The sequence below is a fragment of the Magnetococcales bacterium genome (assembly GCA_015232395.1).
Lineage (GTDB): Bacteria > Pseudomonadota > Magnetococcia > Magnetococcales > JADFZT01 > JADFZT01.
Map to the genome: position 1 here is coordinate 1 of JADFZT010000037.1, position 12948 is coordinate 12948.

The window sequence follows — 12948 nt, forward strand, 5'->3', positions numbered from 1 at the left end:
TGGGGATAACCTGCACAACATCCCGTTATAAAACGGGATTTTACAAATTTCCGTGTCTACCCGTCAGAAACCCAGGCCTTTGCCTCTACCCTGTGCCGGGGTGGTATCGTCCTTGTCGGTTTGCGACGGAGGGATAGAGGAGTTTTTGCTGGTCTTGCGCGTCTGTTTTTCCAGAAATATCGACAGTATCAGATCAACGATCAAAAGCAGGCTGGCCATCAGCGCCTGAATTTCGTCTGAAACCTTGCCAGATGACCGTAGGGCGTCAAACTCGGCCTTCAAGCGGTCAATCTCAGCGCGCACAGATGTTTTGTCCATGGAAGCCATGGCATTATTTTACCATGGTATTTTTCGGCCTCCCCAACAGCCCATAGTCGCCACAAAGCAAGCTGCGCCTTTGCCAAACTCAAAATGTTGCCAAAAGCCCTTCCAGCGCCAATTCCACCCCCATTACGCCGGCATCTGATGCCGATCGGGGAAATGACCATTCTGGCATGGAAAAATCGTGTCAAGAAATATCGTGCTGCCACCTCATTTTTTTTGGGGGGGCGAGCAGTTACCTTCCAGCTTTGTCTGGTTCCGGACTTTCATGCGCCAGGACCGTCGCCATGGGCGTGGCCCGTGGAGGAATGGATTGATACTCCTTCTGTTCTTCCACGGGCATGGGTAGCTTGACGGCCATGCGTCCCAGGGCGATCAGACCAACGACGCCATGAACGCCCGCCAAATACCAGAAGAAACCCTGGGGACCGGTGGAAGTCATGGTCAGGGAAACAAGGATAGGTCCCAAAACGGATCCGATGCCACTGGTCAGAATGAGGGCGCTTCCGGCCGAAACCATCTGATCCCTCTTAAGACCGTCGTTGGTAGTGGCCGAAGCAAGAGAATACAGTGGCAGGCTGAATCCGCCAAACAGAGCTACCAATCCATAGAACACAGGTCCTGGGTTGTTTGAAGTCATGATGGCGCCCATCGCGGTGAACGCGGCGAGAAACGTTACAGCGGTTATGACCGTTCTCCTGTTGATATGGTCGGAAAGGCGTCCGATAGGCCATTGCAACAATCCACCGCCGAGAATAGCCAATCCCATGAAAAGGGAGGTTTCACCAATAGAAAACCCCATCCCTGTGGCATAAAAAGCGCCCATGGACAATAAAACGCTGTTGGCCAAACCGCTGCCAAAAGCAGTGGCGACTCCGAGCGGAGCCAAGGAAAACAGGGCCTTTAATCCTATGTGGGAAGGGGTCTCGAAATGCGGCACATGGGTTACGCTCAACAATATTGGAACCAGCGACAGGGAAACCAGGGCAGAGACCAATATGAACAGCTCGAATCCCTCTGGATCCGCAATGTTAAGAAGAGATTGCCCACCCGACATGCCCATCAGTTGCGCCAACATGTAAATGGAGAGGACGCGACCCCGGGAAGTATTCTCCGCTTTGTCATTGAGCCAACTCTCCGCCACCATATAGAGCCCCGCGTAACAGAAGCCGGTAACCAGTCTGAAAAAACTCCATATGAATGGATGCACGAAAACGGCATGAAGAAGCACCCCCACCGATGCCAGAGAAGCCAGCGCCGCAAACACCCGTACATGCCCCACCCGGAAAATCATTTTTGGAGTTACCAGGGAACTGATTAAAAATCCTGCGAAATAGGCGGACATCACGAGTCCCGTAATCCCGATGGAAAAACCTTCCAGGTTGGCTCGCAGGCCCAGCAGGGATCCATGCAGACCGATGCTCAATTTCAACAGGGCGATGCCGAACAGAAGAGGCCACATGCCCCACAACACATTCCAAACCACAATGGATTTCCTCGATGACAGGGAGTTTCAAAACGACCATGCCGGTTTCACCAACCGGCATTGGGAATGAAATCCTCTATTGGAGCCGTCGCCAGTAAATGTTTCTTGAGCTTTCCCAAGGCCTTCTTCTCCAGTTGGCGGACCCGCTCCCGGCTCAAGGAGAGCAACCTGGCAAGTTCATCCAGAGTCTTGGGATGGTCGGTCTGGAATCGTTCGCGGATGATGATCCGCTCCCTGGGGTCCAGGTCGTCGATTCCTTTCTCGACCTGAGCGTGCAGGAAACGCTGCTGGTCCAGGGAAATGGCCCGGGCTTCCGGGCCAGGACGCGCATCAGGCAGAATCTCCACCCGGTTTCCGTCGTCATCCAGAATCGGCTGGTCCAGGGAAACGTCCTTTCCGGACAACCGGGCGTCCATCTCGATGATGGTGTCCGGATCGGTTCCGAATTGCGTGGCCAACGTTTCCGCCTCTTCTCTGTTCAAAGGCGCAAAACCGGATTTGGATTGGCGCAGCTTGTAGAAAAGTTTCCGTTTCAGAGTGGTCGTGGCGATTTTCACCAGACTCCATGACTTCAAGATGAACTCATGAATGGCCGCCCGGATCCACCAGATGGCATAGGCTGCGAGGCGGACGCCGCGCAAGGGGTCGAACTTTTTTACCGCCTGCATCAGGCCGATGGTTCCCTCCTGAACCAGATCCGGCAGAGGAATTCCGTACCCCCGGTAATCCAAGGAGGCCGAGTAAACCAGGCGGAGGTGGGAAAAGACCAGCGTCTGGGCCGCTGACGTATCGTTTTGGATCCGAAACCGCGTGAACAGATCGGACTCCTCTTTCACCGTCAGGATGGGGGCTTCCATGGCTTTGGCGACAAATGACCTGAAGCCGTAATCGTCATCAGACCAAACAAGGGGCCAAGTATCATTCCTGGCAACGATGTGGTTGCTCATTGTTGGTATCTCTTAAGTTTGAAGGGTTTTTCATTCAATTATGCCTTGAGTGCCGCAATCCGTTCCTCCAGTGGAGGATGGCTCATGAAAAGGTTGGCCCATCCTCCGGCTCCGGAGATGCCGAATGCGGCCACCTCCTGGGGGAGGGAAGATTCGCCATGCGCCTGGCCGAGCCGCTCCAGGGCCGAGATCATTTTCTTGCGACCAGCTAGTCTGGCGCCGCCCGCATCGGCCCGAAATTCCCGATATCTGGAAAACCACATGACCACAATACTGGCGAGCAGCCCGAAGACGATCTCGAGGATGAAGACGCTCAGGTGATAGAGGATGCCTTGGCCTGAGCTTTCCTCTTCATTGCGGGAAATCAGGTTGTCGAGCACTCCGCCCACCAACCGGGCGATGACGATCACGAAGGTATTCAGGACCCCCTGAATCAGGGTAAGCGTCACCATGTCGCCGTTGGCCACATGGCTGACCTCATGGGCCAGAACCGCCTCGACTTCGGAACGGTCCATTTGCTGGAGAAGTCCAGAGCTGACCGCCACCAAGGCATGGTTGCGGTACATGCCCGTGGCGAACGCATTCATCTCCGGCGCATTGTAGATAGCAACGTCCGGCATGCCGATTCCCGCTTCCCGGGCCTGTCTGGAGACCGTTTCAAGCAGCCAAGCTTCAGCCCTGTTACAGGGCTGTTCAATGATTTCCGCTCCCGTGCTCCATTTGGCCATGGATTTGGAAAGAGCCAGGGATAGGAAGGCTCCGCCCATGCCGAACAACGCCGCAAACATCAACAGGGAGCTTGTGGTTCCCTGGGAGATGCCCAAAAAGCTGGAGAGGATGTTCAACACGGTTCCAAGCACCAGAAGAACCGCCAGGTTGGTGGCGAGGAACAGAAAAATTCTTTTCATCTTTGGACTCCTGTCGTTGATCTGTGCGCCTGTCCGCCATAGGCTGGCGTTTCAAGTTCTGTTTGACAGGACAAATAGAGCAAAAAACCGAAAAAGAAAAATGAAATAAAATGAAATTATCTTTCTGTTTTTATGATCGAAAAAAACGGATCATTAACTTCATGAAAATTGAATCAAACGATACTTTGATCTTGATGGTTGATCGTCACAATTGCTGGCGTCGATGGAGACGCGCCCCTGACACCAACGGAAGAGACGGCTTGAATAGCGCGAATGTCATACCTATATGAATTATATGGGTGTTTTCCAGGCCAGTCATTGGTAACGTCAACGCTGATTTTCTCAAGATGGTTCAAAAACATGGATGACGAACATCAAATATTTTCAAGTAAAAAAATCGAACGTTGGATTGAAAATAAAGAATTTCCAGTCACGGCCCATCTGCTTTATAGAAGGCATGGTCTCGACAGATCACGAAGTTGGGTTGCCGAAAAACCAAACCGAACAACAAGGTAAAAAAAATGGGCGCAGTCGCTGAATCAGGCCGCAGGCTTGGCCGCAAATATCTTCCCGGGGAGATCATCTTTCAAGAAGGGGATCAGGCGGATGGGTTGTATATCATCCAGGATGGTGGTGTGGAACTGCGTTTTCCCGGGCAACAGGCTTCTGATAGCCAGGGCATCATACTTGGAAAAGGCCAGATGTTCGGAGAGGCGGCATTGTTTGGTCAATCACGGGCTCGATGTGCGACGGCCCGGGTTCTGGCGGACTCCTCCATTCTCAAGGTGGATGACAAGACCTTCATGACCCACCTTCATCAGGATCCCTCACTGGCTTTCCATGTTTTGAGGAACATGGCCGATAAGATCCAGGTTCTGGGCGGGACGCCGGCTGCGGCTTTGGCCTTGGCTGTAGATCATCCACTCCTCACCTCCGCAAAGCATATGGGCATGAATGCGCAACCGGCCAAAGTGTGGGTGGACGGGGTTGTGAAACAGAGCAGGACGCCCGCCGGCTTTCGGATTCTAATGATCGAGGATGACCCGGACTACCAGGCTCTTGCGCAAGCGTGGCTGCCCATAGACTCCTGGGAAGAAAATTCCGACTCGCCGGAGCCATTTTTTTCACTCAGGCAGACCGACTCCTTGGCAAAGGCCCTGGATATTCTCACCCATGAGGAGTTTGACCTGATTCTGCTGGATCTGAATCTACCGGATAGCGCAGGCCTTGAATCCATCACCCGCGTACTCGGAAAAGCGGCCAATGTTCCCATCGTGGTATTCTCTGGAACGGATGATGAGAACCAGATCATCACGGCGGCTCAGCAAGGGGCAGAGGATTATCTGATCAAGGGGCAGGTGTCCAAAACGCAATTCATCCGATCCATCCGTAGCGCGCTGGCACGCCATCGGCTTTCAGGAGACGGTATGGGAAGCCATGACCGAAAGTCCGTCGGGAACCAGCCGGGAGGGAAAGGCGCTTCACAGCTGTCTAAGCTTCCCTGGCTGCGTAATCCGTTCAAAAGAAAAGGCGGATTGCATTGATTGGAAGTTTGCGGGCCGCCGTTGTTGGAGGAATGCAATGATGAAACACCAAGACGCTATGGTTGAAGAGGGATTTCTGGCGCCGCAGGTTCTGCTTCAATTCCGAGAGCCAATCCTTGACGCATGGGCGTCCAAAAACAAAGGGACCGCTCAGCTCCAGGCGGGTGACATGCCGGATGTTAAGGTTCATGAGAACAGGTCCCGGTTTTTGGATGCCCTGATGGAAATATATCGGGAAGAGGCAGGAAGCGGCTCAGATTCGAGCGCCATTGATCATGCGTTGGTCCTCTGCCAGGAAACGGAAGGATCGCATCCCCAGCATAATGTTTCCCAGCCGGAATCGGCTCATTTCCTGTTTTCCCTGCGTGAAGCGATGCTGCCGTTCCTGCAGGAGGTTTCCGGGGGCTCCTTGGATCTGTTCGCAAAGGAGATGGAACAACTCAACCAGGTTATCGACCGTTTGCGATTGATCAGTCTGGAGCGGCATATCCGAGCCCGAGAGAAGGTGATCACTGAGCAAGGCCGGGCCATGATTGAGTTGGCCGAAGCTTCCGTGAAGGCGAAAAGCCTTTTTCTTGCTTCCATGAGCCATGAGATTCGCACCCCAATTAGCGCCATTCTTGGAATGGGCGAGTTGTTGGCCGAATCGGATCTCAAACCGGATCAAGCCCAATACGTCCGGATTTCCAACAAGGCGGGTGAGACGCTGTTGGCCTTGATCAACGATATTTTGGATCTTTCCAAAATCGAAGCGGGACAGTTGGAATTGGAGTCAATGCCTTTCAACCTGACCGAGTTGATAGGTGATACGAAGGAGATTCTCTCTTTGCAGGCGCGTGATAAGGGATTGGCCATGACTTTGGCGCCGGAATCTTTCCCAAGCGACCTGTGGGTCATGGGCGATCCGACCCGGCTTCAACAGGTCCTTCTCAACCTGCTAAGCAACGCCATAAAATTCACCTCGGAAGGGAAAGTTTCCATCAGCCTGGAAAAGGGTAAAAACGGGTTGTTCTCCATCTCTGTTTCCGATACCGGCATCGGAATTCCGGAAGAAAAGCGGCAGCACGTTTTTCAGCCGTTTACCCAAGCGGACGCTTCCATTTCGCGGCAATACCGGGGAACAGGTCTCGGGTTGGCGATCTGCAGGCAACTTGCGGAAAAGATGGGGGGGCGCATTGATCTGAAGAGCCAGGTTGGCGTGGGCAGCACGTTCACTCTAGCCCTTTCTCTTCCCATGGCCGACATGCCTGAATTGGCCGTTTTAACCGGCGTCGAAAGGAATACAGGAACTCCGGGCCAGGACGCATCTTCGAATAAGCCTCTGTCCATTCTGCTGGCTGATGACGCCGAGGAAAACAGAATCCTTTTTGAGGCGTTTCTCAAACCAGCGGGATACACGCTCAAAATGGTACAGGACGGAGCCGAGGCGTTGATCCGGTTTCGGCAAGAGGATTTTGACTTGGTGTTTACCGACATCGAAATGCCAGTGATGGACGGTTACGCGGCCACAAGGGCCATGCGGGCCTGGGAACGGGAAAACGACCGGTCTGCGACGCCCATCATTGCCCTGACCGCTCACGCCATGCGAGAACATGCGGAGCGCAGCATCGAGGCGGGATGCGATTTCCACCTGACCAAGCCTTTCCGGAAGTCTCAACTGCTTGAGTGCATCGAGCGGTTTGGCAGGGAAAGCGGTTCAACCGCCAACCAGTTCATTTCAGGTCCATGATGCGCCTTGGACGGGCAAGTTCGGACCATTCGTAAAATCAAGGCCTATGACGTATGAAGAAAATCTTTCAACCGGTTATTGCTCTCCTTACACTCCTCATCGTCATACCGGCGATGGTGTTCGCAGGCGAATTGGCGGGTTCGGATACCTTGGCGGCGCGTAAAAAGAGCCTTCAGGAATCCACCCTCCTTCTGAGCCAGGCCCAGCGGGAGTTTGAACTCCTTAAGGATGATCAGAAAAAGCGCCTGTCTGAGCTGCAAGCGGATCATGTTGACCGTAACTTGGTGGAACAGGGGCGTCTTGATTTCGAAGCGGCCCGCATGAGCGTGGAAAGCGCCGATGTTGATCTACAAAGTCTGACCAGCGTCATCAAAGCCGAAGAAGCCGCCATCACTCAGCTCCAGCGTCAGATTCAAGCCCTGAAAAGCGCCACGGGCCAGGATGCCGAAACGGCCCGCAAGGAACAGCTGCCCACCCTGGAAATGGAACTTGCCGAAAAGGAAAGACTCCTCTCCCTCGACAGGCAACGACTTGGGACTCTGGAGAAACTGCGAAAGGTTGCACAACTGCGGCACCTGTTGGCATTGGAGTGGGTGGAGACGTTACAAGATCACTTCACCACGATCCAGAGAAAAAACCAACAAGAGGCGCAGGAACAGATCCTTGCCGAACTCCAGAAAAAAATCATGGCGCTACGCGACAAAATGGTCGAGTGGCGCGGCGAGATCGGCTCTTTGCCGGGGGACTCCAGCGAAGTCAACGGAAAACGACAGTTGTTGGAGTGGCGTATTTTCTTGGCCGAAGAGCGCATCCGTTACTTCCAATTGGAAATCCACATAGCAGAACTCCGGAGTCAACGAGGACCTGAAAATGATTCTCTTCCTGGCACGGAGACGTCAACTTCTGAAATCCAGTCCCGATTGGACGGACTGACGGGCTTCCTGGCCGACTCCAAGGCGGCCTTGGACCTCCTGCGCCGAAAAGAGGAAGTTCTGAACCAGCTATTGACTGTCACCGAAAAGCGGCCAACAACCGAATGGTTCAAATCATTGCAGACCACGGATATCCAGGGGCTGATTCAATCCTATGGCGGTTTGAGGGAAACGGTCGAGGGTTTGCGCCGGACCGCCTCGAAGGAACAAAGTTCCGTGCGCCACATGCTTTCGGCGCAAATTCGCGCCGACCTTCTAACTCGGCAGATATTGCCCGCCACCGTTGAGGAATGGCAGACCCTTGGAGCGGGCTTGATGGCGTTTCCTGGAGAACTGGGCAACAAAGGCACGGCCGCGTTTGAAGATTTTGGCAGGGCGTTCAAGGAGGCGCCGCTGTATTCATTGGGTCTGCTGTTCGCCCTGGAAACCCTTTGGTTGGCTCTGGCCTTGTGGGTTCGTGGCAAGATGGTCAAACAACAGGGAGGCTCGGAATCAGAGGAAGAAGTCAGCTTTGGGAGAGCCACGGCGTTACGCGTTGGCCTCATGATCCGGAAAAATTTTTGGATTCTTCTTCCGGCTGGCGGACTTGCCATCGCGGTTCCTGTCTTGGAATTGACTCCCCCTGGAAGCGTGGTTCTCTACACCCTGGCCGCCCTCCCGCCGGCCATTGGAATTGGCCTTCAGGCCATGCGGTTTTTTCTGATCGAATTCAACCCAAACGCGGGAATTGCCCAGATACGCCGTTTTAGAATCATGGCCGCCGTGCTGGTATTGGGAAGCGTCTATTCCGGCATGGTGGCACTAACCCATGCCATGACCTTTGCCCAGCCGTTGCAGGACCTGCTGGACAGACTGTTCATGGTATTCCTGTTTCTGGGCATTCTCCCCATCTTCGGCTTGCGACAGGGGGTCATTTCAGGCCTGTCTGAACGTCTGGGTGAAGGTTACTGGATGCAGGTCATACGATTCTTGAGCCTCATCATCCCGCTTTCCTTTCTGGCTTCGGCGACCATTGGCTTGGCCGGATACGTCAATCTTGGATGGGTGGCCGGAAAATATATCTCCTGGTTGATCCTGGTCCTGGTGACCTGGTCGATACTCCATGGCCTCTGGGATGATCTGAATGTCTACCTGAAAAACCGCATCAATCTCCAGGTCAGGAATGGTCTGTTCTGGATCCAGAGCGTACTCGATCCGATTTACCGGATCGTTCGACTGCTGCTGTTTGCCGGAGCTTGGTTCGGGCTGTTTTTTCTTTATGGATGGGACATCCAGTCCAAACCGGTTCAATTGCTCATCAAGGCCTGGTCGTGGGTTTTGTTCGACTGGGGTAAAACACCTATCCAGGTTTCGGATCTGGCGTTGTTGATCGTATTGATCGGCGGGTTTGTCTGGCTGAGCCGTTGGGTTCGGCAACTGACCTATCGGGTGATGTTTCGGAAGGTCGCCGATGTTGGTATCCGACACAGCCTTTCCGTCTTTGCCCAGTATGCTGTCGTTATTCTTGGTTTTTTGTTCACCCTGCGCTACATGGGAATCGATCTGACCAACCTGGCTATTGTGGCCGGCGCATTGGGCGTGGGCATGGGTTTCGGCCTTCAGAACGTGGCCAACAATTTCGTCAGTGGACTGCTTCTTCTGTTGGAGAGGCCCATTCGAACAGGAGATATCATTCAGGCCAGCGCCAAGGAAGGGGAAGTTACCAAGATCGGTATTCGGGCGGTTACCCTCAAAACCTGGGACAATCATGAGGTCATCATTCCCAACTCGGAGATCGCCTCCAACACCTTTACCAACTGGACACACAGCAACCCTGTTATTCGAACGTTTTTCCTGGTGGGTGTGCATTACGATGCCGATCCCCACCACGCCATCCGTGTCATTCGTGAGGCCCTGAAGGAGAACGAATACATTCTGGAGGATCCCGAACCAGTGGTTTGGCTTAGCAATTTTGGCGCATCATCAGTAGACCTCCATGTCCATTATTTTTCCGATTGGCGCGTTCGCAAACCCATGGCCATCAAGTCTCAGGCGCTTCTTCAGATCTGGGACCGGTTCAAAGAGGAAGGCATCCAAATTCCCTATCCCCAACAGGACGTCTACCTGAAGGAGGTTCCGGATCCATGGGGGTGTCCCGTGAAATCCGAACCCCATCCAGGGATGGAGGAACAGCTGGAAAAACAACAGGGGGAGAAGGAAAATGGAAATCCAGAATAGCCTGATTCATGCATTTATCCTGGATGGCCAGGGTGGTGGACGTCCCATGGATTGGGATGAAATCAGATCCTGGACTCCGGAGCAGGGCTTTTTATGGGTACATCTTCAATTGGCCTATCAGGAGAGCCGTGACTGGTTGCAAAAGGAGAGTGGCCTGGACGCCATCTTGACCGAAGCGCTTCTTGATTCGGATGGAGATCCTCGATTTGTGAAGGAAGGCGAAGGTCTGCTGGCCATGATGCGGGGTGTCAACCTGAACCGGGGCGCTGATCCGGAGGATATGGCGTTTCTGAACCTTTGGATCGACCAGAACCGCGCCATTTCCCTGCGTCGGGAAAAATTGATGTCGGTCCAGGACATCCGGAGGGAGATTGAAGCGAACAAAGGTCCAAAAGATGGGGGCGGGTTATTGGTTCGCTTGCTGGATCGTCTTTTGGACAGGATGGAACCGGTCATGGATGATCTGGAAAAGGAGTTGGATGAGATAGAGGTTCAGAGCGCCCAGGCAGTGAGCGAGGATCTTAGTGTTAAGCTCCTCGCCTTACGACATGAGGTGATCGGATTGCGGCGATATCTCATTCCCCAACGTCGGGCACTCGCGGCCCTTTATCGGGAGCCGGTACCCTGGCTGAAAAAAGTCCACAAACGGTGGATCCGGGAGAAAGATGATCAGATCCAGCGTTTTCTGGCAGACCTGGAATCCTACCGGGATCGTGCCATCGCAGTCCGAGATGAGATCAGCAGTCGCCTTTCGGAGCGGATGAACCGGGCCATGTACATGCTTTCCGTGGTGACCGGGGTGTTTCTGCCCCTGGGGTTTCTCACCGGACTTCTGGGAATTAATGTTGGTGGCATGCCCGGGGTGGAGTACAAGTGGGCGTTCTGGGTCGTTTGCGGTCTTCTCGCTGGCGTCACAGGCTTCAGCCTTTGGACCTTTCGCCGGTTGAAATGGATTTGATCAGCCAAAGCCCGTGTTTATGGATTGACCTCCTGTCCCTTCCGAAAACCTCATCTGATCCGAATTCGATGGGCAACTGATCGGCCACTGGTTAAATTCCGCAGAACCTCGCGGCAAATCTTCGGGACAATTTGGTCAGGCCGTAAGATCTCCACTCCCTGGTACACCCTTTCTACCGTGAAGTGGGCAGGAGAAAACGGAACCTTCACCAAGCCAAGGCTCTTTGGCATTCAGGAATCAAGAACGATTATTTAAGCGGCTTGCCGCAAGTACTCGTGGTGTAGCCCACCCAGGTGGGGAAGTTGTCAGCAGATTCTTTGGATGCCGTTTTCCAGTGACCCTGATTTCCTTGGAGCCATTTTGGTCACCGTGCGTATCTGGCAGCGAAATTCATTGTGACACGGCGGCCAAATCATGACCGAAGAAAGTTTGGCGATTTCCATAAAAAAGCTTAACAATCAATATGATAAGATGCTTTGTGCATTTTTGGTCACCCAAAAAAATCTTAAAAACTTCTCCGTTTGAACCTCACAAAAATTTCAGAGACTTTTCGCTGTGGGTTGCATACGGCTCACCATTCAAAAATAAAGAATCCCGAGTCCTCACGGATTCAGGGGTTTTTGTTGGCATTTTTTCCTTAAAAAAAATCAACAGTTATGGCGAAAGTCAGTTTTTCACCCTGCTCTTCAAGCCTCCATTTTGGGCTATTTTTCTCTCTTCTCCGCCATCTTCTTTCAAAGCTGTGTACTTTGCCCATGGTCACCTCCTGAATGGATTATCTGTAATAGACAAAACTCGTTCCGGCGTAATGGGGTAAATCCCCCTCGTTTCTCGCAGGATTGGGCTTTGAAAGGTGGGTCAAGGAGGGGCAGAGCGAGGTTTTTGGGCGGTTTGGTGAGATTTTCACATCAAACAGTCAACTGGCCTGGGAATGCTATCAAGCTTGAACGGACTTTTTTCGGGGGACTCTCGCAAAACCACACAGGTCATATTGCTTTTAAATGGGTTAATGCCTCTTCCACAGTGACCAGATTATCACTCTTGCCGGTGTAAACCGCGTAGGCAATCCGCTTGAACGGTACTGCGTCCTGCACTAGGTGCAATGTACCCGCTTCCAGATCATCTTCAACCATGGTTTTGGCCAAATACGAGGCCCCGCCAAATTTTTTCAAGAAATCGTAGGCCATCCGCCCACGATCCAGGTGGAGGAACGGTGGTGGCAACTCCGGAAACCATCGGGCATGCTCAATGGTGAAGGATAGCCCCCAGTCCACCATCAGGTAGTTGACGTAGTCCTCTGTGATCGCTTCCTGGGCGCTGATTCCTGATTTGGTGGAGACCATCACCAGTTCCACCGTAATCACCTCCTTGACCAGAAGCTCCCGCAGTTTTGGTGGTTCAAACATAAAGCCAACATCGATCGTCCTGCCCAACAGACTTTGAACCAACGCCTCTCCCCCGTGGGTCTCACATCGGATCGCCATATTGGAAAAATCACGCCGCAGGGTCTCGATCCATTCGGGAAGGTAGGAGTCCCAAAGACTGGGTTGTGCGCCAATGACCAGTGTGGGCTGGCTGCTTTCATCCAGGGTCACGCTTTTGCGGGTTTCTTCCCATAAGCTGATAAGCCCCTCCGCCCCCTTCAAAAATCGCTGCCCGGCCGGGGTCAGTTGGATATCGTTGCGCTTTCGGGTGAAAAGGCGAACCCCCAGGATCTCCTCCAACTGCTTGATCCGGGTGCTGATGGCGGACTGGGTAATGAACAGGTTACGGGACGCCCGCGCAAAATGACGGGTCCGATTCACCTCCAAAAATGTCTTCAGCAGATCGATATCCATAGCCCAACCTTCCCATCCTTCACAGCATACCCAGCCTCCGAATCAGAGCAACGTTTATAGCACTCTCC

The 12948-nt window shown here is 53.3% G+C and carries 9 protein-coding genes; 4 read left to right on the plus strand and 5 right to left on the minus strand.

Features of this window, described 5'->3' with window-relative positions:
• Positions 1–63 precede the first annotated feature (63 nt).
• The 4 genes from HQL52_11370 to htpX form a co-directional block, all read right to left on the minus strand.
• Positions 64–318, minus strand: coding sequence for a hypothetical protein (locus tag HQL52_11370; protein ID MBF0370044.1), 255 nt, complete (start codon positions 316–318; stop codon positions 64–66).
• 238 nt (positions 319–556) lie between these two features.
• Positions 557–1783: an MFS transporter gene (locus HQL52_11375; protein ID MBF0370045.1), complete on the minus strand. Its 1227-nt coding sequence runs from the start codon at positions 1781–1783 to the stop codon at positions 557–559.
• A gap of 71 nt (positions 1784–1854) precedes the next feature.
• The gene (locus HQL52_11380; GenBank protein ID MBF0370046.1) at positions 1855–2754 is read right to left on the minus strand and encodes an RNA polymerase factor sigma-32; all 900 of its coding nucleotides are present in this window, start codon (positions 2752–2754) and stop codon (positions 1855–1857) included.
• A gap of 38 nt (positions 2755–2792) precedes the next feature.
• Positions 2793–3662: a protease HtpX gene (htpX, locus tag HQL52_11385; protein ID MBF0370047.1), complete on the minus strand. Its 870-nt coding sequence runs from the start codon at positions 3660–3662 to the stop codon at positions 2793–2795.
• A gap of 521 nt (positions 3663–4183) precedes the next feature.
• Here htpX and HQL52_11390 point away from each other — a divergent pair.
• From HQL52_11390 to HQL52_11405, 4 genes are read left to right on the plus strand one after another with little or no spacing between them, the layout of a single operon-like run.
• On the plus strand, positions 4184–5206 hold the full coding sequence (locus HQL52_11390; protein MBF0370048.1) for a cyclic nucleotide-binding domain-containing protein: 1023 nt from the start codon (positions 4184–4186) through the stop codon (positions 5204–5206).
• A gap of 37 nt (positions 5207–5243) precedes the next feature.
• Positions 5244–6935: a response regulator gene (locus tag HQL52_11395; GenBank protein MBF0370049.1), complete on the plus strand. Its 1692-nt coding sequence runs from the start codon at positions 5244–5246 to the stop codon at positions 6933–6935.
• Between the two features lie 53 nt (positions 6936–6988).
• Positions 6989–10084 (plus strand): mechanosensitive ion channel, encoded by a 3096-nt coding sequence (locus tag HQL52_11400; protein ID MBF0370050.1) that lies wholly within the window; start codon positions 6989–6991, stop codon positions 10082–10084.
• On the plus strand, positions 10068–11042 hold the full coding sequence (locus HQL52_11405; protein ID MBF0370051.1) for a zinc transporter ZntB: 975 nt from the start codon (positions 10068–10070) through the stop codon (positions 11040–11042). The genes HQL52_11400 and HQL52_11405 overlap by 17 nt, the downstream gene beginning before the upstream one ends.
• A 986-nt stretch (positions 11043–12028) precedes the next feature.
• On the opposite strand, the gene HQL52_11410 is transcribed toward HQL52_11405, so the two are convergent.
• Entirely contained in the window at positions 12029–12880 is an 852-nt protein-coding gene (locus HQL52_11410; protein MBF0370052.1) for a LysR family transcriptional regulator, read from the minus strand.
• Positions 12881–12948 lie beyond the last annotated feature (68 nt).